Raw genomic sequence first — 24,429 nt, 5'->3', positions numbered from 1 at the left:
AGCGTCCATCCGCAGAAGGACAGGCATATTGCGCTGGCCAATTGGCGGCGGAAGGAAGTCTTGAATTTCTCGTTGTCGATCATGTCCTATTGTCCTCCCGATGCGACACATCATCCTATGCGGCGTCGAACCCTGTGTTGGTCGGCTTGGTCGCGACCGCCAGATGCGCAGTCCCCGGCATGCGGATGATATCCTCCTCGCGCCATCGATCCAGCATCGTTTCCGCCTGTGCGATGACGGCGCGGCGATCGCCCTCGCTCAGTCCGGCGATCAACGGGTTCGAACCGATCATCGCGCTGTCGCTGCCCAATATATCGGCGGGCAGGAGAATGTCATGGGTTCGACTGTGCAGCACAACTTGCACCAGCCCCGCGGCTTCGAGCGCGGCGATGAGGCGATCGCCGTCATCCAGCACCATCATGCCGGGAATACCCATGTCGATCGCGACGTCGGGCCATAGTGTCAGCCGCGCCTGCGCCAATAGCTGGTTGGGGCCAAAGCCATAGGGGTTTGCCGCCACACCAAGCACGGCAAGGCCGCCGGGGCGCAGTACGCGCGCCATTTCCGCAAGGCCTGCGCGCCAATCAGGGAATAGCGGTACCCCAAAGACCGAGCAGACGCGATCGAAATGGTCTGACGGCAAATCGAGCGCCTGACCATCCATCTGCCGGGCCTCGATAGCAAGGCCGCCAGACCGGACGGTGAGGCGATCGATCATTCCAGTGGAAAAATCGACGGCGGTGACATTTGCGCCAGCCGCCGCCGCGGCTAGCGCCAGCGCGCCGGGACCGGTTGCGATGTCGAGCAGGGACATCCCCGGCTCGATATCGGCCAGCACCACGGCATCGCGGCAGAATTGGCCCGTGAACGGCTCCGCGCCCATGACATAGGCATCCGCCGTATCGTCCCAATAGGCTGCCGTCTGAATGGGTTGCGCCACGTCAGCGCGCCTTGAGTTCGGTGACCAGCCAAGGCGCGGGGTAAAGTTTCTCCAACGCTTCCTGCACCGCATCGGTCGAAACGACCACGGTGCGGTTGAGCGACGGATCATAACCGTAATTGCCGCCCAGCGAATGGATGTTGCCATCAAAGGTCGCGCCGATCACCGCGCCGCTGCGATCGATGACGGGACTGCCGGAATTGCCCCCGATAATGTCGTTGGTGGTCACGAAATCATAGGTCGTAGCTGGATCGATTTTGCCACGTTGCGCGGCAAAAGCCGTTGGCAGGTCGAACGGTGCGCTGCCGGTCGCGCGATCGAACGTGCCACCCATGGTCGTGGAATAGGGGACCGGCTTGCCGCGTTCGGTCCAGCCTTTCACCTGGCCATAGCTGATGCGCAGGGTGAAGGTCGCGTCGGGATAGAGCGCGTCGCGATAGGCCGCGAAGCGCGCCTCGGCGAGCTTGCCGCCGGCTGCGGTCAATGGTCCCTGGTAATTTTCGTCGACCAGACGTTTGAGGGCGCGCTGACGCGGTTCGAGTTTCAGGGCATATTGGATCAGCGGATCCTTGGACGCTTCTATCGCCTGCAACCCGCCTTCCCATAGCTGGCGACGATATTCAGGGTCGGAAAGGCGGGTCTGCGACACCAGCCGTTCGGCCAGTTGTTCGGGACTCTCCTTGCCCAGCAGCAATTGCGTATCCGGATCGTCCACGCCCAGATATTCGCGCGCCTTGGACAAACTCCAGGACAGTTGCAGCTTTTCCAGCCATGGATAGAGCGGCCGTTTGTCCAATATCTGCCTTTCCAGCAGCGGCAGCGCGCTGTCAGTGTAGCCCGGCAGGCGTTCGCTATTGGGTTTGGCCCTTTCCTTCGCCGCCATCACCAGGGCTTCGGCATAGCCATAAAGATCGCTTGATGGCGTGATGAAACGGTAGGGGAGGTAGAGCGTGCGATAGTCCTGTACGGCCGCGCTCACGTCTTTCCATGGGTCGCCTATGGCCGCATTGCCGCCGCTGCGCCCGCGCAGATCCGTTTCTGCCTTAGCCAGCCTACCGGTAAAATCGGGGTCGTTCAGCGCCTTGGTCCGGCCGATATAGACTTTGAGCGAGTTTTCGATGCCGTTCAGCATGTCGAGCCCTTCGCGCTGCTTTTCCGGGCTGGTTTCCATCGCGGCGATCAGTCGTCCGCGCAGTTCGGACAGAACAGCGACCGTGATTGGCAAGCGTACTTCGCGCTCGAACGCGAACTGGCTCTGTGTCCATAGCCGCGCCGTTGAACCCGGATTACCAACGACGAAAGTCAGTTCATCCTGCTTGGGCGCACGCGGGCTCCAGGTGAGATGATCGGCAGGCTTGACGGGCTTTCCGTTTTCATAGGCACGCAGGAAACTGGCATCGAGCGAGTAGCGGGGAAAGTTGAAATTGTCGGGATCACCGCCAAAGGTCGCTGCCCGGTCCTCCGGCGCCCATACCAGCCGCACGTCGGAATATTTTCGATAGGTATACAGCTTATACTGTCCACCACCGAACAGGGTTACGACCTGGCACCGCGTCGTCTTGCGATCGGGGCAGCCATCCGCCTCCACCTTCGCAATGGCGGCGTCGCGCGCGCGGGTCAGCGCTTCGCCTGACATGCCCTTATAGGCGTTCTGCACGGTTCCGGTGACATCGGCGATGGCGGTCACGATTTCCGCCTGCTGGCCGGGGCACAGCTTTTCATCCTCGCGGCGGGCAGCGATGAAACCCTTGTCGAGCAAATCGGCTTGTGCGGTGCTGTTGTCGAACAGGCAACTCGCGACGCAATGGTGATTGGTGAGAATCAGGCCTGCGCTCGATACGAAGCTTGCCGAACAGCCGCCGGTCAGCCGGACCGCTGATTTGCGGACATGGTCCAGCCAGGCCTGATCGGGGGCCCAGCCATAGCGATCGCGCACGGATTTTGCCGGAAATGCGTCGAAGGTCCACATGCCTTCCTCAGCCGCGGCGGGACCGGCTGCGATGATCGCGAGCGAGAGGATGGCGGGATATCGCGCCAATGTGTGAAGGAACGTCATGCACCTGCCTCCGGGTCGAAATTTATTCATGCAATGTTGGGCATCTGTCGTCGAAGATCGAGGAAAAAATCGCCGTCAGGCGCCTTCGTTCCGTTCGACGGGATTGAGCGCGAAGAGCAGGCGGGTTGCGCCCGTTGCCGCGACGGGAGGCGAGCGATGGAGAATGCGCGGATTCTCGGTCCATCTCCATCCCTTGAACAATCCGACTTCGCCGGGTTGCAGCTCGTAAATGCTCTCATCGTCCCCGGCATGTATCCATTGCGTGCCGGGTCCGACCAACGGCATCAGCAAGCGTGCGGAAACATTGTCGGCATGAAATTTCCGGCACGCGTCCGTCTCGATCACTTCCAGACGTAATCTCATCTGGACGCAATCCATGATGTCGGCAAAGCGCTGGCATAGCGGCACGATCTCATTTGTTAGCGCATCGACCATTGCGTCATAGCCTGCTGCCTCGACAAGGGCAGGAATGTCGGTCGCCAGCGTGTCGTGTGAGATCGGCTCGTCGATATCGTCGATCTCTTCCCAATTGAGCGATAATAGCGGCGAAAGGCTGCCGGGTAGCGGCCTGCGCCACAGCGCCAGATGTACGTCCGGTTCCCGGATTCGCGCTAGAATATTGGCGTCAAGGTCCGTCACGACCGCCGTGCTGCACATTGTCTGCACGGTCATTCCGCGGCCTCCAGCTGCGGCTCCCAGCTTGGGAAGGGGTCGCGCAGGCCGGTCCACATCTCTGGCGTGAAGCGCTTGACCGGGAGCAGGCAAGCATCGAGCCGGGCGCGGATGCGCGCTTCGTCCATGCCGATGCCGATGAACACCAGTTCCTGCCGTCGGTCGCCCCAGACATCGTTCCAATGCTGCGCGACGAAGCGTTCGAAGCGGTCATCGTCGGGCCAGTGGTTCTTCGGGATGGATGCCCACCAGCGTCCCATCCGCGCCGTCATCGTCTGCGCGCCGGCGACGGCCAGTTCGCCGACCCAGTCGGGTCGCGTCGCCAGCCAGAAATGGCCTTTGGCGCGCACGACATTGTCGAGTCCGCCATCGGTCAGGAAGGCGTGAAGCTTCGCCGGGTCAAAGGGCTGGCTCGCGCGATAGACGTAGCTTTCTATGCCATATTCTTCGGTTTCGGGCTGATGGTTGGCATAACCGTACAACTCCTTGGCCCAGAGCGGGTGCTCCGCGGCCTTTTCCTCGTCGAACAGGCCGGTGTCGAGCATGGCATCGAGCGGCGCCTTGCCATGATCGCAGGTGATGATGCGCGCATCGGCATTGAGCGAGGCGACGAGCTTCTTGACGATCGCAAGCTGTTCAGGAGGCACGGCGCTTGCCTTGTTGATCACGACCACATCGGCAAATTCGATCTGCTCGACCAGCAGGCCGACCAGACTGCGTGTGTCATCTTCGCCCAGGCTTTCACCGCGATCAGCAAGGAAGTCCTGGCTGGAATAGTCGGTAAGCAGGTTGAGCGCATCGACCACCGTGACCATAGTGTCGAGCCGGGCGACGTCGCCGAGGCTGTTGCCATCCTCGTCACGGAAGGAGAAGGTGGTAGCGACCGGCAAAGGCTCGGAGATGCCGGTACTCTCGATCACCAGGCTGTCGAAACGGCCTGCCTCGGCAAGGGCGCGCACTTCCTTGAGAAGGTCATCGCGCAGGGTGCAGCAGATGCAGCCATTGGTCATCTCGACCAGGCTCTCCTCGCTGCGCGCGAGCGCCGCGTCGCCGCCGCGCACGAGATCGGCGTCGATATTCACTTCCGACATGTCATTGACGATCACCGCGACGCGCCGTCCCTCGCGATTGGCGAGGATGTGATTGAGGGTGGTGGTCTTGCCCGCGCCAAGGAAGCCCGAAAGCACGGTGACCGGAAGCCGATTGTCAGTGGAAGCCATATTCTGCCCTTGACCTTTATGTGACGGTATATCATCTCTGATACGGATATGCGCGACGTCTGTCCAGCGTCGGTCGGAGAATGTCATGAAACTATTATCCTCCAGGCAGCCGCTCTTCGACGGGCTGGCGATCGGAGCATCCTTTGCCTGCCTCATTCATTGTCTGGCCCTGCCGCTGCTGATCATGCTGCTGCCCGCGCTGGGGGCATTTCTGGTCGTGCCGGAAGCCTTTCATGTCTGGGCGCTCGTCTTTGCTGCGCCGGTCAGCCTGGTCGCGCTGTCTGCTGGCTATCGACATCACAGGGCTGCCGCCCCCCTGTTCATCGCCCTGCCGGGCCTTGCACTGATGGCAATCGGGGCACTTGCGACATCATCGGAATGGATGGAAACAGCGTTTACCGTCCCTGGCGTGCTTTTGCTGGCGATCGGTCACGCGCTGAACTGGCAAGGGCTGCGGCTAGCAAGCCAAAGCCGGAAAGCCGGCGCATGAGCGGGGTCTAAAAAGAGGGCAATCCGCATTTCCCGGTAACGCCCCCCGTGCTGCGGGCCTCTCAGCCTGCCTCCGCCGCAATCACATAGTCGAAACCATGCCGCAGCCCGCCTTCGCGCGCGATGATGGCCAAGGCGTCCTGTCGCAAGGCTTCGCCCCGCGCGTGCAGCGCCGCCGCCAGCGACCGATCCCCAAGCCTTGAAAGCCGCGGCGCGCACATGTCGATCTGACTGTCCACGAACCGGCGCTGGTAGCGGATGGGGAAGCGATGCGCGTTCACGATGCGAAAACCCGATGCCGTCATCTGTTCCAGCACCCATTCCATCGGGAACTCACGATAGGGCCACTCGCCCGCATGGAGCAGGACCGCGTCGCGCCATCGACCGATATCGCCCAGGATTTGGCCATCGCGCGTCCCGGCACGCTCAGTGATATAGGGTTCCAGCCCGATCAGATAGAGCCGCCCGCGCGCCAATGCCCGCAGGCGGGCGAACATGCGTTCCTGAAAATAGGGTGCGAAGCCTTCGATCGCCCCGATCAGATAATCGGCGAGAATGGTATCGAAACGCTCGCCTGCCAGCAGCGTCGGATCGGCCCAGTTGCCGACGATGATCCTGTCCTGCGGTCGGCGAACGCGATCCGATGCGTCACGCACCTGAACGGCATGGCCCGCCGCGCCGGTGACGGCGACCCAGCGATCGGTTGCAAGCCCCGACACCCAGTCGATCGAATTGGTGCCTGTTCCCGCGTCCAGAAAGCTGCCCCAGGGCCGATCGCCCTGAAGCGCCTCGATATGGCGGAACAGCGCGGACGGTCGCCGCGCTGTTCCTTCCGTCTTGCTCAGAATGCCCCCCGCAGGCCGAACACGAAGTTGCGGCCGCGCAACGGAGAGAAGGTCTTGATGAACGAGCTATGGTTATACGCCAACGCGTTGGTCAGGTTGGTGCCGCGCACGAACAGTTCCGCGCTGCGCTTGTCCCCCAGTTCGAGGCGATAGGCGAGCGTGGCATTGACCATGTCATAGCCCGGCGTGCGCGTTTCAAAGGCTGCGATCCGGTCCTGTTCGAACACATGATAATATTCCGCATCCGCCGTGAACGGCCCGACATGCGCATCGCCGCGTGCGCCAAGGCGCCCGGCCGGAATACGCGGCAGGTCGCCGCCGCCATTTTTCAGCTTGGCGCGAACATAGTCGCCGAACACCGACAGGGCGAACTGATCGTTGAAGGCATGGCGCACTTCCCCATCGATGCCGGTGAAGGTAGCCTTTGCCCCGGCATAGCGGATCAGACGGAAATCTTCGAACTGGTCGAGCGTCTGGGCGTAGATATAATTGTCGAAGTCCTGATGATAGGCGCCGATGGTGAAGGTCGTCGGCCCTGCCGTCTTGCGCAGCGTCAGGTTGACCGAATTCGCCTTTTCAACGCCTTGCGATACTTTTTCGGCAAGGCGGCTGTTGCCGCTGACGATCCCGATCTCATAGGTGTTGGTCGCAAGGTGCAGGCCATAGGCATAAAGTTCCTGCACCGAAGGCGCGCGTTCGGTATGCGCCAGCGACAGCGCGAGCGAGTAATCGCTGCCTACATTCCAGATCGCGGCGGCCGAGGCAGAAAAGGGCTTGTGCCTGATCGACGGATAGCGGGTGATCAGCGACTTTACCGTCTGCCATTCCTGCCGGGCGGCTGCCTCCAGCCGGACAGGGCCGAGCGAATAGGTCTCCATCAGGAATATCGCGGTATTGCTGCTGTCCGTATTCAGCGTATGAGTCTCGCCGCCGCTGATCGCCTGGAACCGGCTGCCGCTCTGTTGGATGCCGAACGTGCCGCGCAAGCCCCCCAGCGGTGCATGGGTCAGCTCCACACGCAGGTCGTGGGCTTTGTTGAGGAAGGTGTTTTCCGCTTCTCCATCCTCGATCTCATCATGGGCATAGTCGGTGAAGGACAGGCGGAAGCGTACCTTCTCCAGCGCGGGCACCGGATTGTTATAATCGCTGCGAATGTCGAAGCGATTGCTCCGCAGCTTCACGAACGGCACTTCCTCCTCATGGTCGTGCTCATGATCATGGTCGTGATCATGCTCCTCTTCTTCTCCATGACTGCCGCAATGCAGGCCGATGCCATGGGGATGGCAGCTTTCATAATCATGATTGTGGCCCGGCACGCCATATTCATTGCGCTGGCGGGTATAGGCAACGCCCAGATAGCCGTCCGGGCCGATCCAGCTTCCCCCGACACTGAAGGTCGATGTGTCATTGTAGGAGCCATGCACTCTGTCCTCCCCAAAGGCGCGAGGAACCCGATAGTCGTCGGAGCGGCGGTGGACGCCTTCAACCCGCAGCGCCAGCGGCCCGACGCCCACGGTCACACCGCCTACGAGACTGCGCTCGTCATCGCCCGTGCCCAAGCGGCCTTCGGCTGCGCCGGCGATGCCCCCTTCCGGAACGTAGATCGGCACCTTTTCATCCAGCAGGTTGACCGCACCGCCGATCGCACCGCTACCATAGAGCAGGGTCGCGGGACCGCGCAGCACCTCGATCCCGCGCAGCAATAGCGGCTCGCCCGTGACATTGTGGTCCGGCGAGATCGCCGAGGCGTCCTGCACATTGGCGCTGTCGCTCAGCACCTGCATGCGGGGCGAGGATTGGCCGCGAATGATCGGACGGCTGGCGCCGCCGCCGAAATTCTCGAAATTGATGCCAGGCTGGCCGGCCAGCGTTTCACCCAGAGTCGCCGTGCGACGGTGGATCAGTTCTTCCCCTGTGAGCGTCACGACCGGTGTAACGGTTTCATCGGCCGTCTGGCCCAGTGGCGCCGCTGTCACGACAATGTCGTTTTTGCCATGACCGCCCGCCTGGGCAACTGCCGTTCCGGGTGCGATCGCGATGAGCGATACGGCACATAGATAATGAAGGTGATTTCTCACAAAATGCCCCTGCCAATGATTTGAGTAGGGCGCAGTTACGTAATATCATATCATGAAACAGCCCCGAATGGGCAAAAATTTTGCAGAACAAACCCATGTTTCCAGATGGTTACATAATGTTTCTGGCATTTGGGGCGTGACAAGAGTGGAAGCTTGCACAGTTGATCGTTATGATACACCGTGACATTCAACCAAGGTTTTTACGGCCATCTTCTTGGGAGACAATATGCAATCCCCCGCTTCGCCGGTTCTGGATATCGCCGGATTGACCCATGGTTACGGCCCGACGCCGGTCCTGAATGACCTGGCAATCCGGCTGGACCGTGGGGTGCATCATTTGCTCCTGGGACCGTCAGGATCGGGCAAGACGACATTGGTTCACGCCATTTCCGGACTGCTGGCACCTGACAAGGGCCAGATCATGGTTGATGGCGAGGCCATGACAGGGCGCAGCCAGACGGCGCGCGATGCCCTTCGGCGGAACAAGATTGGCCTGATCTTCCAGTCGCTGCGCCTTGTTTCGGCTTTGACCGTGCGGCAGAATCTGCATCTGGCCGGACGGCTGAGCGGTCATCCCACAACGAACGATGCGATTGACGGGCTGCTTGCCCAGTTGGGGATCGCCCACCGCGCCGCCGCCAAGCCCCGTCGCCTGAGCCAGGGCGAGGCCCAGCGAGCGGCCATCGCGCGCGCGCTCATAGGCAGGCCCAGCCTGCTGATCGCGGACGAACCTACATCGGCACTGGACGATGACAATGCTGCGCGGGTGGCTTCGCTGCTGATCGAAGCGGCGGATCGCAACGGTTCGACCCTGCTGATCGCAACCCATGATCAGCGTCTTAGAAAAATGATCCCGCATACCATCACTCTGGGCGCCCAAGGGGGCACGATCCAATGATCCGCGTTGCCCTGGCCTATCTGCGCGATCGTCCGCTGATGAGCGCGCTCAACATCCTGCTGCTGTCATTGGCCGTTGCCATGCTCGTCATGCTGCTGTCTGTATCCACCCAATTGGGCGATCGCTTCGAGCGCGACGCACGCGGCGTCGATCTGGTCGTGGGGGCCAAGGGGTCGCCGCTGCAACTGATCCTGTCCAGCATCTACCAGATGGATACGCCCACGGGAAACATTCCCCTGGACAGCATTGCCTTGCTCCGTCGCGATCCATCCGTGCGGCAGGTTATCCCGCTTGCCCTGGGGGACAATTTCCGGGGTTTCCGGATCGTCGGGACCGAGCCGGCCTATCTTGGCCTTCAGGATGCGAAGCTGGCGCAGGGGCGGATGTTCGCCAAGGCGCAGGAAGTCGTCATCGGCGCGCGGGTGGCCGACGAACTCGGCATGACGCTTGGACAGCGCTTCGTCGGATCGCATGGGCTGACCGAAGACGAAAATGCCGGCCATCATGACCATACCCCTTTTACCACCGTCGGCATCCTCGCGCCTACCGGATCTGTGATGGATCGCCTCATCCTCTCCAATGTGGAAAGCGCCTGGGAGGTGCATGGCATCGAGCATGATCATCATGACGAGGAGGAATTGCACGAGGGCCAGCATGCACATGAGCATGGAGCGATGGGTGCAGATCAGCATGAAGCGGCCGAGCATCATGATACGGATCATGACGCGCATGATGGGCCTGCCAATCTGACCGAGCGGGAACAGTTGAAGCCGGAAATTACGGCGCTTCTGGTATCCTACAGGTCCGCGTTCGGCGCTGTATGCATACCATCGATGATCAACCGCCAAACCAACATGCAGGCCGCGGTGCCCGCCGTTGAGACGGCCCGGCTCCTGTCGCTTCTGGGTGTCGGCATTGATGGTGCGCGCGCGTTTGCCTGGCTGCTCGCGGCGACCGGCGGTCTTTCCATCTTTGTCGCCTTGCTTGCGGCAGCGTCGGCGCGGGAAGGCGATCTGGCGTTGCTCCGCGTCATGGGTGCCAGCCGCGCGCAGATATTCGGAACGATCATGGCGGAAGGGCTCGTCATTTCGGCCATTGGCGGGCTTGCGGGGTTGCTGCTGGGCCATGGTGCGCTGGCGTTGGCGCGCAAAAGCTTCGAGCAACTCAGGGATTTCGGATTCGATCCCTTCACGCTTTTGCCTGGTGAAGCAGCGATCCTGCTTGCGGTCCTGACCATTGGCCTTGTGGCATCCCTGATCCCCGCATTGCGCGTCTTCCGCCTCGATCTGGCGGACAGCCTGACGCGATCCAGTTAAGGAGTCCATGATGCGCCTTTTGATTTTACCTGCCCTGCTGGCGCTGACCGCGATTCCGGTTGGCGCCGCGATGCAACTGGGCAAGCCAGCCCCGACCAAAGATGTGTGGCAACCGGCAAAAACGCCTGCAGGCGGCACGCCCTGGTCTTTGCTCCAGCAAACGAAGCTGAACGACCGCACGGACGAGGCGACGATGATGATCTACACCAAGCCGAGCTTTCCGCCGGCGGTGAAGGCCCTCAATGGCAAGCAGATCAAGATTGCGGGCTGGATGATGCCGCTCGACAACGGGTTAAAGCAGAAACATTGGGTTCTGCTCGGCTATCCACCCGGCTGCCCCTTCCACATGCATGCGCTGCCCAATCAGTTCATCGAGATCAATGCGGCCGTTCCTTTCCCGACCGACGAAAGCAAGGTGCATGTCGTAACCGGGACATTGCAACTGACCGGCTATGATGAAAGCGGTATCTTTTATCGCCTGTTGAACGCGCGCCCGGCCTGAATCCCGGAGGGGGGCTGGGTCATGAGGCTAGCTGGCCTGGCATAATCCGGCTGCGGGTTTCTGCCCCTCACCACCCTTTGCGCCGATCCAGCAATATTTTGACACGATTTGTTTATGATATATTGTATCTAAAAACAAAGCCGCATAAGAGAGCCGCGACAGGGGAACGCGCCAAGAGCGCATTCAGGAGAGGATCCGAGGTTCGGATCATAAAAAGGGTACCCCATGCGCATCAGTTTTCTACTATCTACTTGTTCGGCCATTGCGGTCCTGACGCTAAGCCATCCCGCTCTGGCGGAGGATGACGGGTCAGCCAAAGCGGGATCGCACGAACAGACCCCTGCCAACATCATCGTGACTGCGCCTTTTCAGCGTGACCGGTCCGACATCCTCTCTGGCACGTCGGTGCTTCAGGGCAGCGAGCTGACCCAGGCCATCCGGCCTTCGATTGGCGAAACGCTCCGGCATACGCCCGGCGTGTCCGCGACCTCCTTTGGTCCCAGCGCGTCCCGCCCGGTTTTGCGCGGGCTTCAGGGGGAGCGCGTCCGCGTCCTGGTCGATGGCATCGGCTCGATCGACGTGTCCAACACCAGCGTCGATCACGCTCCCGTGGTCAACCCCTTGCTGGCCGAACGCATCGAGGTGCTGCGCGGTCCCCAGTCGCTGCTGTTCGGCGCGTCGGCGATCGGCGGCGTGGTCAACGTCATTGACAAGCGCATTCCGCGCAGCGTGCCCGAAGAGCCTGTTCATGTCGACGCGATCGCCACCTATGGCAGCGCGGCCGACGAGCGCAGCGGCGCGGGTTCGGTCGACGTACCATTGGGTGACAAGTTCGTCGTCCACGCCGACGGCAGCTATCTGAAATCCGACAATATGCGCATCGGTGGCTATGCCCTGTCGCCCAGTGCCCGCGCGGAAGCGCTGGCATCCAGCCAGCTTCCCGCAGAAGAGCCGGAAGAAGGCGAGGAAGCCATCGATTTTGCCGGCAACGCCGCTATCCGGGGCAAGCTGCCCAACAGCCAGGCCAAGACCTGGACTGCTGGTGTCGGTGCTGCCCTGATTACCGAGACCGGCAATCTGGGCGTTTCCTACAGCCACTATGACAGCCTCTATGGCGTGCCTGTTCGTTATGCGACCCGACCCGGCCAGGAACAGGAGGCGCCGCGCCTCGATCTCGCGCAGGATCGACTGGATTTGCGGGCGGAGATCGAAACGGGCGGCGGTTTCCTCAAGACCATTCGCGCGCGCGCGAGCTATGCCGACTATCGCCATTTCGAACTGGAGGAGAGCGGCGAAGTCGGCACTGCTTTCTACAACAAGGGCATGGAAGGGCGCATCGAACTGGTGCAGGCCGATCGTGGCCCGTGGCAGGGCGCAAGTGGCGTTCAATATTATTCGCGAAACTTCAACGTGGTCGGCGAAGAAGCCTTCCTGCCCAAGAATGATACGCAGCAGTTCGGCGCGTTCACCCTGCAGACCCTGGATTATGGCCCGGTAAAGCTGGAAGCGGGCGCGCGCTATGAGCATAGCGAGTTGCAGGCGCTGCCGCTCGAAGAACAGGACCAGTTCTTTTCGGGCAAGCGGACCTTCGACACTTTCTCCTTCTCCGGCGGCGCGTCCTATGGCTTGAATGACAATTGGCGTCTGGGCGCCAACATCTCGCGGTCCGAACGTGCGCCTTCGGCAGAAGAATTGTTTGCGAATGGTCCGCATGCCGGGACGCAGGCGTTCGAAGTCGGCAATCCCGATTTCAAGACCGAACGCGCATTGGGGGTGGAAGCTGTGTTGCGCGGGAAGGGCGACAATTACAGTTTCGAAGCCTCCGCCTATCATAACTGGTTTTCCAACTTCATCTATGAAGGGCTGACCGGCGAGGAAGAGGATGGCCTGCCCGTCTATCAGTTCAATCAGGCGAAGGCGCGATATTACGGGTTTGAAGCGCAAGGTTCGGTTACCCTCGCCACATTCGGCGAGATGAAACTCGTCGCCGATGCGCTGGGCGACTATGTCCATGCCCGGATCGTCGGGGAGGGCCCCGCGCCCCGCATTCCGCCGCTGCGTGTGCTCGGCGGTCTGGGCGTCACCAGTCCCAAGGTGGATGTGCGCGGCGAGGTTGAGTGGACGGATGACCAGAAGCGCGTATCGGACTTCGAGACGGAAACGAAGGGCTTCACGCTCGTCAATGCCGAGGTCAACTACCGCCCCTGGGGCATGGAGCGTCCCCTGAGCTTTGCGCTGTCGGCGAACAACATCTTCGACGTTGTTGCCCGCCGCCATGCCTCCTTCCTGAAGGACTTTGCGCCATTGTCGGGACGCGACATCCGCGTCACGGCCCGCGTCAGCTTCTGAAGGCCAGATGTCCCGCCGCGGCTGCCGCGGCGGGACATTATATCAGGCAGCGGCATATCAGGCAGCGGCGCTCCTTAGCCGATTTAATGAGCGGCGGAACCGTTCCCGTCGGGATCGCGACCATGCCAGCGATCAAGCATCCGCATGGCGGGGGTGACGGTCAGGCCGTGCAGCAGGATTGACAGCAAGGCCACCAAACCGACGATGGCCCACAGGCGAGGCCCCTCATCAATCTTCAGGTGATTGAGGCCATATGCAAGATAATAGAATGATCCCACGCCCCGGATGCCGAAGAAGGCGATAGTTCTCTTTTCCGCCCGGCTCGCGCGGAACCCGGCAAGGGCTACCAGCCCGGCAAAGGGCCGGACCACCAGCAGGATGACGATGGCCGCCGCTACATCGACCCACCGCAGCGGCCAGAGCATGCCACTCAACAGCGCGCCGCCAAATAGCAGAAGCAGCACCATCATGGCCAACCGCTCAACTTGTTCGGTCAGATCATGCATTTGCCGGTTGAACGCATGATCCCGATGCGATCGCCGCAGCGTTAGGGCGGTAACGAATACGGCCAGGAAACCGTAGCAGTGCAGGATTTCGGTGACGCCATAGGATATGAATGTTGCGGAAATCGCGATCAGTCCGTCGCCGGTCTTCGACAATCGGGTGTCGGCGGGAATATGGAAGGTCAGCCACCCAAACAGACGGCCGATCAGCCAGCCAACCAGAACGCCTGCGGAAATTTCCCACAGGACATTGTGCAACAGCCATTGCGCAGCCCAGGGCTCGCCCGTGGTTGACGCCAATCCCAGGGCGATGGCGAGATGCACGAATGGAAATGCCAGGCCGTCATTCAGTCCCGCCTCAGAGGTCAGTCCGAACCGTACCTCATCCTCTTCGCCGGACTTGGGTGGGCCTACCTGAACGTCGGCAGCAAGCACGGGATCGGTCGGCGCAAGGCTGGCCGCCAGCAGCAGCGCTGCTACCCAGGAGAGGCCAAGCCACCACTGACCGATGAGCGTTATGGCCAGGATGCCCAACGGCATCGTGACGGCCAGCAGCCGCCAGGTGATGTTCCATTTGCCCCAGCTGAAAGGTCGGTCGAGTTTCAGCCCGGCCCCCATCAGGGCGATGATTACGACGAATTCGGTAAAGCGCTCGGTCACTTCGGGATAGGTGAGCGGCAGGGGACGCAGCGTAACCGCAGGCAAGGAAAATATGGCTATACCGATGGCGATGCAGACGACGGGCAAGGACAGCGGAAGGCGCTTGAGCGCCAATGGAAGCCATGCCACCAGCGCTATCAGTAGCCCGGCGCCGGTGAGGATCAGGATATAGGGGTCAGGTGCTGAAATGATTTGCTGCATCGCCTGATAACGACGCAACTGTCGGATTGGCTACATCATCCAAGGCAAGACAGCGATTTTACCTGCCCAACCAATCGGAGGTAATCTCGCCGCTATGCCCCTCCGGCGCCAGCGCGGCGCGCAGAGCGTTTTGCAAAGGCGGCAGGGCCTGCGTGAAGGCGTAGGGCGGGTTGACGATGAACAGACCCGCTCCATTATAGATGCCGGACTGGTCGTCATCGTACAGCCAATGTTCCACGCACAGAAACTTCGGGATGCCGAGCCTGCGCAACTGGTCCTTCCACCGTGAATGCGTGGCGCGGTCTTTCAGCGGATACCAGATCACCGTGACGCCGTGCGCCCATTTGCGGGTAGCGGCGGCCAGAGTGGCTGTGATACGGGCGCGTTCGTCTGTCTGCTCGTACGGCGGATCGACCACCACCACGCCGCGCGGCGTTCGGGTCGGCAGCAATGCCAGCCATAGCTCGTAGGCGTCGCGCTGATGCACGGCGGCGGACGTGCCGCGCATCGCGCTGCGCAAGGCATGAACGTCCTCAGGATGTTTTTCGTTCAGGATCAGGAAATCCTGCGGACGCAGAAGCTGCGCCAGAATATGCGGCGAGCCGGGGTAAAGGCGTGGTTCGGCCCCGTCATTCACTGCCCGCACGGCGGCGCGATAGTCGTCCAGTAACGGGTTGGCGTCGGCGAACGCCCGCAGCACGCCGTGCATGGCCTCGCCGGTGCGCTGGGCCTCCTCGCTGCCAAGGTCGTACAGCCCACAGCCGGCATGGGTGTCGATCAGGGTCAGCGCGCCTTCTTTCTGCTGCAACGCCCGGACAAGGGCGATCAGCAGGCTGTGTTTCACGACATCGGCGCTATTGCCAGCATGGAAGGAATGGCGATAATTCATTGAGATTCAAAATCCTGACGATCTGCCTTCATATAAGCCGCCGGGTGGGGAAGCGGCGCGCGAGGCGATTGAAGCAACACATCGGATGCTCGTATAGAGTCACGCGGAAACCTTCAAATCCGTAGCCGCCATCTTCAGCAGTATGTTGGCCATTTGCGTGAGCGTGCCCAGACCGACGACGAGGAGGAATGGACGAAAGATTGTCGTTCATGAAACTTGCGTGCTTCTGGAGGCTTGTAGCGGTGCAGCCTTGTCGTGGATGGGGGACGAAGGGCTCAACTCGTTTGAGAGGACGCCCGTATGAAAATCGCGCAAATCGCTCCCCTGGCCGAAAGTGTCCCGCCGAAACTATATGGCGGCACCGAACGTATCGTATCCTATCTGACCGAAGAACTGGTCCGTCAGGGCCATGAAGTCACCCTGTTCGCCAGTGGCGATTCGCAAACCAGCGCGGAACTCGTGCCGATCACGGACATGGCGTTGCGCCTCAACCCCGCTGTTGTCGACACAATCCCCTATCATATGATGATGCTGGAGCAGGTCCGCCGCCGCGCCGACGAGTTTGACGCGCTGCATTTCCATATCGACATGCTGCACCTGCCGATGGCGCATGATTTCATCGGGCGCACCGTGACCACGCTGCATGGCCGGCTCGACCTGCCAGACCTGCTGCCATTCTACCGCACCTTTGCACAGCACAGCCTGGTGTCGATTTCCGATCATCAGCGGCTGCCCATGCCGCCGGTCAATTGGGGTGGCACCATCTATCATGGCCTGCCCGCCGATCTGCTGGCGCCGCGGCTGGGCGCGGGCGAGGATTATCTCGCTTTTCTTGGGCGCATATCGCCAGAAAAGCGGCCCGATCGCGCGATCCGCATTGCCGCGCGATCGGGGCTCAAGCTCAAGATCGCGGCCAAGATCGATGCTGTCGATCGCAGCTATTGGGAACGCGAAATCGCGCCGCTGGTGGACCATTATCCCAATGTGGAATTTATCGGCGAGATCAACGAGCAGCAAAAGGCCCAGTTTCTGGGCGAGGCTGCCGCGTTGCTGTTTCCGATCGACTGGCCCGAACCGTTCGGCCTGGTCATGATCGAGGCGATGGCTTGCGCCACGCCGGTCATCGCCTTCCGTTGCGGTTCGGTGCCCGAAGTGATCGAACATGGCGTGTCCGGCTTCATCGTCGATAGCGAGGATGAAGCGGTGGCGGCCATCGCGGCGCTGCCTGATCTGGATCGGCGGCGGGTACGTGCCGCATTCGACGCACGTTTCACGGCGCAGCGGATGGCAGCGGACTATGTGGCCCTGTACCATGATTTGCCCGGTGCCCGTACCGATGCCGCCCGGTTGCGGCGTCATCGGGGCGTGGAAGCCGAATTGCAGATCGTCGCATAGGAGACGCCATGACCCTGAGTCAGCCCCAGCCCGACATGCCGGGTATCGCTGGAGGGCAAGCGCTGTCCCAGGCGCAAACCCAATTTTTCATCCCCGCGACCGCCTCGCTCCACGAACGCAGGCCGCGCACGCTCAAATATGGCAACAGCTTTGCCGTGTTCGATCATAGCGGTGACGCGATCTCCGGGCCGGGCAGTCCGGAGGGGCTGTATCACTGCGATACCCGGTACCTTTCCCACCTCTATCTTACCATCAACGCCATGCGGCCGATCCTGCTGAGTTCGGCGCTGCGCGACGATAATGCCATGCTGACATGCGACCTGACCAACCCCGACTTTTTCGGGGACGACGGGCGGGTGGCGGTGGAGCATGATCTCATCCACCTGCGGCGCACGCGCTTTTTGTGGAAGGATGCGTTGTATGAGCGTGTCACTATCCGCAACTTCGACGCGGAAACGCGTCAGGTCAGCGTCGATTTCAGCTTCGCGGCGGACTTTGCCGACCTGTTCGAGATACGCGGCATGACGCGGTTGCGCCGGGGGACGATGTGCGAACCGCAAGTCGGCGCGGCCGATGTCCTGCTCGGTTATGTCGGACGCGATGATCGCGAACGGCAGACGCATCTGCATTTCGATCCCATGCCCGACGCATTGACCGACAGCCATGCACGGTTCGAGGTGACCCTTCCGCCGGGTCAGCGTTGCGCGCTGTTCACCCGCATCTGCTGCGAACGGACTGAGGCGACGGAGCCGCTTCCCAAGCAGTTCCTCAAATCGCTGCGGGAGGCCATGGGGGCGCTACGCACGGCGCGCAGGCGTGGTGCGACGCTGCATTCTTCCAATGACCTGTTCAACGAGGTTGCCCGTCGATCGGTTGCCGATATCTCGATGCTGTCGACAGATACCGAATTTGGCCCCTATCCCTATGCGGGCATTCCCTGGTTCAGCACGGTGTTCGGTCGGGACGCGATCATTACTGCGCTCGAAACGCTGTGGATGGACCCGGCGATCAGCCGTGGCGTGCTGGGCTATCTTGCCGCGCATCAGGCCACCAGCTTCGATCCGGCGGCGGACGCTGAACCTGGCAAGATATTGCATGAGGTGCGGCATGGAGAAATGGCGGAACTGGGCGAGGTGCCGTTCCGCCACTATTATGGGAGCATCGATTCAACGCCCCTGTTCGTGATGCTGGCGGGCGCCTATCTGGAACGGACCGGCGACGCTGCCTTCCTGACGAGCATATTGCCGCATATCGAGGCGGCTCTGGAGTGGATCGACACCCATGGCGATCGCGACGGTGACGGTTTTGTCGAATATGGTCGCCTGACCGACCAGGGGTTGCAAAATCAGGGCTGGAAGGACAGCCACGATTCCATCTTTCACGCCGATGGCACGCTGGCGCGCGGGCCGATAGCCCTCGCCGAGGTGCAAGCCTATGTCTATGGCGCGTGGCAGGCAGCAGGGGCGCTGTTCGCGACGATTGGCCAGGAGGCGCGCGCCGCCGAGTATCGCGATCGCGCGGCGCGTTTGCGCGACCGGTTCGACGCCGCCTTCTTTGACGCGGCACTGGGTACCTATGTGCTTGCGCTGGATGGCGACAAGCGACCATGCAGGGTGCGATCGTCCAATGCAGGTCATGTCCTTTATACAGGACTGGCGCGCGAGGAGCGGGTCGAGGCCGTCGTCCGGACGCTGATGGCGCCTGCTTCCTTTTCCGGCTGGGGCGTGCGTACCATCGCCTCGACCGAGGCGCGCTATAATCCCATGAGCTATCATAATGGCTCGATCTGGCCGCATGACAATGCCCTGATCGCGGGGGGCTTTGCGCGCTATGGCTATCAGCGGGAGGCCGCGCAGATATTCGAGGGGCTGTTCGCCGCCGCCACCTATGTGGACATGATGCGCCTGCCCGAACTGTTCTGCGGCTTTCCCCGCCGTCGGTCGCAGGGGCCGACATTCTATCCGGTGGCGTGCAGCCCGCAGGCCTGGTCGGCGGCGGCGCCGCTGGCGCTGATCCAGTCGAGCCTGGGGCTGAGGTTCGATGTCCCGACGGCGCAAATATCCTTTCACCAGCCCAAGCTGCCGCATTTCCTCCACAGCCTCGCCATCAAGGATCTGAGCATCGGTCCCTACAGGGTCGATATCATGTTCGATCGACTGGGCGATCAGGTGGTGGTCAAACCCATGAAGCATGATGGCGACGCCCGGATCGTGACGATTGCCTGAGACGCGACTTGCCGATTTGCGCGCCTCCCCCCCTATCGGCAACGTAGCGTCGCGATGGATGCCAGCATCATGACACCGGCTGCAAAGGCCATCGTCCAGATCGGTTCGGTCGGGAAGAAGTGGCGCATGATCGTGCCCATCACGGTCGCGACCAGCAGTTGCGGGATGACGACGAAGGCGTTGAACAGTCCCATATAGATGCCGAGCTTTGTCTGCGGCACGCTGGAGGCGAGCATGGCGTAGGGCATGGCGAGGGTCGACGCCCAGGCGATGCCGATCGCGATCTCCGACAGGAGCAGCAGTTGCGCGTCGCGCAGGAACAGGAAGGAGAGAAAGCCCAGCGCGCCCAGCATCAACGCGATGGCGTGGGTATTGGCCTGGCCGATGCGACGGGCGAGTGGCTGGAGCAGGAAGGGAGCGGCCAGGGCGGCCACGCCATTATAGGCGGCGAACAGGATGCCGACCCAGTTCGCACCGGCATTATAGGCGGGGCTGGTGGGATCGGCCGATCCGAACATATATTGGGCGACGACGGGCGTGGTGTAGATCCACATGATGAACAGGGCCGACCAGGTGAAGAACTGGACGAGCGCCAGTCGCTTCATCAGCGGTGGCATGGTCGCAAAATCACCGACGACATGGCTGAGCAGATTGTCGCTGCGACCCTGCGCATGGAGCCGACGCGCGACGAGGCGCGCGCAGCCATAGGCCGCCAGCAGCGCGCCCAGCAGATAGAGTTCCTTTTCAAGCGACCAGGCCCATACGATCGCCAATATGACGCCGCCGGCCACGATCCAGCCCGGCCCGCCCGCAGGCATGGCCCGATCGGCCGGCAAGGCGGCGGGTGGTTGCCCGTCAGCCTGCGCAAAGCGCGCCATCTGATCGGGCGCATATTCGCGCGTCGTCAGCACCGTCCAAAGGACAGCGAGGAACAGGGCCGCCCCGCCGATATAGAAGCTGATCCGCACCGTGTCGGGTATGCCCTGCGCAGCGGCAACATTGGAAACGCCCATATGATCAAGCAGCCAGGGTGTTGCGGAACCGATCACTGCGCCCGCGCCGATGAAGGCGGTTTGCAGGGCATAGCCGGCCATATGCTGATCCTTTGCCAGCATGTCGCCGACAAAGGCGCGAAAAGGCTCCATCGACACGTTGAGCGATGCGTCGAGTATCAAGAGCATCATCGCTGCCGCCAGCAAGCCGGGCGCATGGGGCATCCCGATCAGCGCCGCCGCAGCAAACAGCGCGCCGACAAAGAAGTAAGGTCGCCGCCGACCAAAGCGGCACCAGGTCCGGTCGCTATAATGACCGATGATCGGCTGGACCAGCAGGCCGGTCAGGGGCGCGGCGATCCACAGCAATGCAAGATCGTCCAGACTTTCGCCCAGCGACTGGAAGATGCGGCTCATATTCGCGTTCTGAAGGGCAAAGCCGATCTGGATGCCAAAGAAGCCGAAGCTGATATTCCATAGCCCTGCAAAACCCTGCCGGGGGCGGCTCGCGCTCGCGCTGCCTGTGTGACCGTCCATCCTGCATCCGCCCCTTAACTTCGCATATTTCCCGGCAATTCTGAAATTTTATTACCCGATCCTGATCCTATCGAACAAGCGGCCATCCATGCGGGCAGCGTTGCAGCATAGAGATTTGCCTGCCTGTAGGACAGGGTATAGGATCAGCGGCGGCGCGCCTTGCCGCCAGCCACGAAGCGGATCGCCTGACCACCGCCGGGCGCCATTGCGATCGTCAATATGTCGCCTTTCCTGACCGCCTTCTTTTCGATCACGATCGCATGGCGCGCATCGGTGCGATAATCAGCGCCCGGCCCGTCACGATAGATTTCCGCGATATAGCTTCGTCCCGCAACCAGAAAATCGAGCGTCACCTGAACCGCGCGGGCTTCTTCATCACCCACGGCACCCAGATACCAGTCATCGCCGCCCTTTTCCTTGCGCGCGATCGTGGCATAATCGCCGACCTCTCCATTGAGCGCGCGAGTGTCGGACCAGTCGGTCGGCACATCCTTGATGAACTGGAACGGGCCGGGATATTTTGCGTAATTTTCAGGCGTGTCGGCTGCCATCACGACGGGCGAATAGAGCACTACATAGAGGGCAAGCTGTTTGGCCAGCGTCGACTGGATCGCGCTGCCTTCCGATCCGGAAAGGCTAAGCACGCCCGGCGTGAAGTCCATCGGCCCGCCCAGCAATTGGGTAAAGACCAGATTGGCCTCATGCTCGGGCGGGTTCTTGCCGCCGATCCATGCATTATATTCCATGCCGCGCCCGCCTTCGCGCGATACCCAGTTGGGATAGGTACGGCGCAGCCCGGTGTCCTTGACGGGTTCATGGCTGTCGATGCTGACATGATATTTCGCCGCCGTCTGCACGACGCGCAGATAGTGGTTCACCATCCACTGGCCTTCATGCCATTCGCGATGGCGGGTTCCATCGGCATCGACGCGCTCGATCTGGCCCGCATCGGTGACATAGCCGGTTTTCACCACGCGCTCGCCATGATCGGCGGCCCATTTGAAGGCGCTGTCCAGCTGGCCGTCATAATGGCTGGCCGACCCGCCGGTTTCATGATGACCGATCAGCGTCACGCCCCTGGACCTGGCATAGGCGGCCAGCCCGTCGGCGTCGAAATCCTCGGTCGGTTGAGAGAAATTCATGGCGTTGCCATTGCCGAACCAGTTGCCGTCCCAGCCGACATTCCATCCTTCCACGAGGACGGCGGGGATGCCGCTGGCGGCGGCAAAGTCGATATAGCGCCGGACGTTGGCGGTGGTCGCGCCATGTTTGGGACCGCGCGCCCAGCTCCAATCGCCCTTGATCATGTTCCACCACACGCCGACAAATTTGCCCGGCTTGATCCAGCTCGACACGTCGCCCAGCCTGTTGGGTTCGTTGAGGTTGAGGATCATGTGGTTCATGTAGAGGCCCGCCGCATCGTCCGCGATCGCGATGGTGCGCCATGGCGTCGAGAAGCCGGCATTGCGCGAGACTTTGGGTGCGCCTGCGCCCGGCGTCAGCGCGGCGCGGAAGGTGTTGCCCTGAACCCGCGCCAGATTCATCCCGCTATAATCGACCAGAGCCGCTTCATGCAGCGCGACATGGGTGCCGCCCGCCAGCTTCACCGTCATCACCGTCTGCGCCGTGCCGACGGCATCGAGCGGGGTCTTGTTGTACAGATATTCCTCCCGGTTCCATTCGAACGCGGGTTTCCACCAGGCAGTGCCGGGCTGGGCGAAGGCGAACTGGGTCAGTTCCTCCGCAATGTTGACATGGTGCAGATTGGGCTGATCGGGCAGGGTGTAGCGAAAGGCGACGCCATCGTCGAACAGGCGGAAGGTGACGTCCATCGTCCGTTCAAGATCGCTCTTTTCGCGGAAGGCGAGGCGGATTTCGCTGTGATTGTCGCGGATCGTCGCCCATTCGCCCCAGGGCTGGGTCCATGTCGTGTCGCTGCGATCGCGCTTCGTATCGGCCAGCATCAGGTTGCGTTCGATCTTGGGAGCGTCCGTCAGCATGAAGCCCAGGCGGCTGTCGGCGATCAGCGGCTGGCCATCGCGCTGCACGGCGTAGCTGGGGCGGCCTTCGCCATCCAGACTGACGGTGAGCGTGATGCGACCATCGGGCGAGGCGGCCTTGGCAACGACATCTGCGCGCGCGGCGACAGGGGCGAGCGACAGGGCGAAAATCGGCAGGGCAAGCGCAGTCAGTCGCGTCATGAAACAGATCCTTGATATTGGGCGACGAGGGCGGAGGCAGGCGGGAAATGCCATGGGGCGGCGTCACCGCATGTCAGCAGGGGACGCCAATGGTCGGCATCGTCCGGTGTCCAGTGCGCCGACTGGTCGCCGAGGTTGAAAATGCACAGCATCTGCTGATCCGCATGGCTGCGCGTGAAGGCGAGCAGGTCGCCGGGCAGATTATGGAACGTCATCGTGCCGCTGCGCAGGGCAGGGGAGGCATTGCGCAGCGCCAGCACCTGACGGGTCCAGTGCAGCAGGGATGCCTGATCGGCCTCCTGCCGGTCGACCGCGCGCGGGCGATGCGCTTCGCCGATCGGGAGCCAGGGCTTTGCGGTGGAAAAGCCCATATAGGGGGCGTCGGCAATCCAGGGCATCGGCGTTCGGGCGCCGTCGCGCGACAGGGTCAGCGGCCAGTTGGCGATGGCTTCGGGGTCTTTAAGATCCTCAAAGGCGATGTCGATCTGCGGCAGGCCCAGTTCCTCTCCATAATAGAGGAAGATATTGCCGCGCAGGCAGGCGAGCAGCAGCATCTTCATCCGGCAATAGGTGTCCGGATCATGACCCTTGCCCCAGCGCGACACGGCGCGGGGGGCATCGTGATTTTCAAAGGCCCAGCTTGGCCAGCCGATTCCCTGTTCCGCCGGCCATTTTTGCAGCGCGTCCCTGATGAGCGAACTGGTCAGCGCGGGGGCATAGAGGAAGTCGAAGCCATAGGCGGTGTTGAGGCGATGGTCGCCCTGCGTGAAGGCCTTCATTTCCCGGTCATTGTCCGCGCCGCCGACCTCTGCAACGGTGAAGCGATCGGGATAGGCGTCGAAGACGGTGCGGACCTTTTCCAGAAACAGGGGAAGGTCCGGGTGGCTCTGGCTATACAGTTTGAGCTGGAAATCGAATGGCCGGGTGCGCACGCTGCCATCGTCGGGGGCTGGCGGATTGTCGCGCAGCTTCGGATCGTGCATCGAATGGTTGATCGCGTCGATGCGAAAGCCGTCGACGCCCCGGTCCAGCCAGAAGCGGATAATGTCGAAGATGGCGGACTGCACGTCCGGGTGATGCAGGTGCAGCTGCGGCTGTTCGCGCAGGAAGCTGTGCATATAATATTGGCCGCGCCGCGCATCCCATGTCCAGGCCGGGCCGCCGAACACCGACTGCCAGTTATTGGGGGGCGATCCGTCCGGCTTGGCATCCGCCCAGACATACCAGTCGGCCCTGGCATTGTCGCGGCTGGCCCGGCTTTCGACGAACCAGCCATGCTGGTCCGACGTATGCGCCCATACCTGATCGACGATCACGCGCAGGCCAAGCGCATGGGCGCGGGCGACCAGCGCGTCGAAATCCGCAAGCGTGCCGAAAATGGGATCGACATCGCAATAATCGGACACGTCATAGCCGAAATCGCGCATGGGGCTTTTGAATACGGGCGACAGCCAGATCGCA

At 61.9% G+C, this 24,429-nt stretch carries 18 protein-coding genes; 7 read left to right on the top strand and 11 right to left on the bottom strand.

Annotated features, from left to right (window positions below; translation table 11 throughout):
- Positions 1-115: 115 nt before the first annotated feature.
- From IWY39_RS17565 to IWY39_RS17550, 4 genes are all read right to left on the bottom strand, one after another.
- Positions 116-940, bottom strand: coding sequence for a class I SAM-dependent methyltransferase (locus IWY39_RS17565; protein WP_196871661.1), 825 nt, complete (start codon positions 938-940; stop codon positions 116-118).
- 1 nt (position 941) lies between these two features.
- Entirely contained in the window at positions 942-2,996 is a 2,055-nt protein-coding gene (locus tag IWY39_RS17560) for a S46 family peptidase (RefSeq protein WP_107125681.1), read from the bottom strand.
- A 75-nt stretch (positions 2,997-3,071) separates the two neighbouring features.
- The gene (locus IWY39_RS17555) at positions 3,072-3,668 is read right to left on the bottom strand and encodes a DUF1826 domain-containing protein (protein WP_107125680.1); all 597 of its coding nucleotides are present in this window, start codon (positions 3,666-3,668) and stop codon (positions 3,072-3,074) included.
- On the bottom strand, positions 3,665-4,888 hold the full coding sequence (locus IWY39_RS17550) for a GTP-binding protein (protein ID WP_107125679.1): 1,224 nt from the start codon (positions 4,886-4,888) through the stop codon (positions 3,665-3,667). The genes IWY39_RS17555 and IWY39_RS17550 overlap by 4 nt, the downstream gene beginning before the upstream one ends.
- An 85-nt stretch (positions 4,889-4,973) precedes the next feature.
- On the opposite strand from IWY39_RS17550, the gene IWY39_RS17545 reads away from it, so the two are divergent.
- A complete protein-coding gene (locus IWY39_RS17545) occupies positions 4,974-5,378 on the top strand; it encodes a MerC domain-containing protein (RefSeq protein WP_107125678.1) in 405 nt (134 codons plus the stop codon).
- Positions 5,379-5,439: 61 nt separating this feature from the next.
- Here the strand turns inward: IWY39_RS17545 and IWY39_RS17540 are convergent, their stop codons facing one another.
- Positions 5,440-6,096, bottom strand: coding sequence for a hypothetical protein (locus IWY39_RS17540; protein WP_107125677.1), 657 nt, complete (start codon positions 6,094-6,096; stop codon positions 5,440-5,442).
- Positions 6,097-6,218: 122 nt separating this feature from the next.
- Complete coding sequence (locus IWY39_RS17535) at positions 6,219-8,300, bottom strand: TonB-dependent receptor domain-containing protein (RefSeq protein WP_107125676.1); 2,082 nt, start codon at positions 8,298-8,300, stop codon at positions 6,219-6,221.
- A gap of 226 nt (positions 8,301-8,526) precedes the next feature.
- Here IWY39_RS17535 and IWY39_RS17530 point away from each other — a divergent pair, with 226 nt between their 5' ends.
- From IWY39_RS17530 to IWY39_RS17515, 4 genes are all read left to right on the top strand, one after another.
- On the top strand, positions 8,527-9,198 hold the full coding sequence (locus IWY39_RS17530) for an ABC transporter ATP-binding protein (RefSeq protein WP_107125675.1): 672 nt from the start codon (positions 8,527-8,529) through the stop codon (positions 9,196-9,198).
- Complete coding sequence (locus IWY39_RS17525) at positions 9,195-10,514, top strand: ABC transporter permease (protein WP_107125674.1); 1,320 nt, start codon at positions 9,195-9,197, stop codon at positions 10,512-10,514. The genes IWY39_RS17530 and IWY39_RS17525 overlap by 4 nt, the downstream gene beginning before the upstream one ends.
- Before the next feature lie 70 nt (positions 10,515-10,584).
- Positions 10,585-11,016, top strand: coding sequence for a DUF3299 domain-containing protein (locus IWY39_RS17520; RefSeq protein ID WP_229380709.1), 432 nt, complete (start codon positions 10,585-10,587; stop codon positions 11,014-11,016).
- Between the two features lie 225 nt (positions 11,017-11,241).
- Positions 11,242-13,365: a TonB-dependent receptor gene (locus IWY39_RS17515; protein ID WP_107125673.1), complete on the top strand. Its 2,124-nt coding sequence runs from the start codon at positions 11,242-11,244 to the stop codon at positions 13,363-13,365.
- An 83-nt stretch (positions 13,366-13,448) separates the two neighbouring features.
- Here IWY39_RS17515 and IWY39_RS17510 read toward each other — a convergent pair whose 3' ends face one another.
- Positions 13,449-14,729 carry a cation:proton antiporter gene (locus IWY39_RS17510; protein WP_107125672.1) on the bottom strand — a complete coding sequence of 427 codons (1,281 nt, stop codon included), beginning with the start codon at positions 14,727-14,729 and terminating at the stop codon, positions 13,449-13,451.
- 58 nt (positions 14,730-14,787) lie between these two features.
- Positions 14,788-15,618, bottom strand: coding sequence for a 23S rRNA (adenine(2030)-N(6))-methyltransferase RlmJ (locus tag IWY39_RS17505; protein ID WP_107125671.1), 831 nt, complete (start codon positions 15,616-15,618; stop codon positions 14,788-14,790).
- A 300-nt stretch (positions 15,619-15,918) separates the two neighbouring features.
- Here IWY39_RS17505 and IWY39_RS17500 point away from each other — a divergent pair, with 300 nt between their 5' ends.
- Positions 15,919-17,013 (top strand): glycosyltransferase family 4 protein, encoded by a 1,095-nt coding sequence (locus IWY39_RS17500; protein ID WP_107125670.1) that lies wholly within the window; start codon positions 15,919-15,921, stop codon positions 17,011-17,013.
- 8 nt (positions 17,014-17,021) lie between these two features.
- Entirely contained in the window at positions 17,022-19,238 is a 2,217-nt protein-coding gene (locus IWY39_RS17495) for an amylo-alpha-1,6-glucosidase (RefSeq protein WP_107125669.1), read from the top strand.
- A gap of 32 nt (positions 19,239-19,270) precedes the next feature.
- Here IWY39_RS17495 and IWY39_RS17490 read toward each other — a convergent pair whose 3' ends face one another.
- From IWY39_RS17490 to IWY39_RS17480, 3 genes are all read right to left on the bottom strand, one after another.
- Positions 19,271-20,767 carry an MFS transporter gene (locus IWY39_RS17490; RefSeq protein ID WP_107125668.1) on the bottom strand — a complete coding sequence of 499 codons (1,497 nt, stop codon included), beginning with the start codon at positions 20,765-20,767 and terminating at the stop codon, positions 19,271-19,273.
- Positions 20,768-20,910: 143 nt separating this feature from the next.
- Positions 20,911-22,968, bottom strand: coding sequence for a glycoside hydrolase family 97 protein (locus IWY39_RS17485; RefSeq protein ID WP_107125667.1), 2,058 nt, complete (start codon positions 22,966-22,968; stop codon positions 20,911-20,913).
- Positions 22,965-24,429, bottom strand: a 1,465-nt coding sequence (locus IWY39_RS17480) for an alpha-glucosidase (RefSeq protein ID WP_196871660.1), incomplete at its 5' end; no start/stop codon positions are given. The genes IWY39_RS17480 and IWY39_RS17485, both read right to left, overlap by 4 nt.

The sequence above is a fragment of the Sphingobium sp. JAI105 genome (genome assembly GCF_015752145.1).
Classification (GTDB): domain Bacteria; phylum Pseudomonadota; class Alphaproteobacteria; order Sphingomonadales; family Sphingomonadaceae; genus Sphingobium; species Sphingobium xenophagum.
Note: the sequence above shows the minus strand (reverse complement) of the source record. Positions and strands in the feature narration are given on the sequence as shown.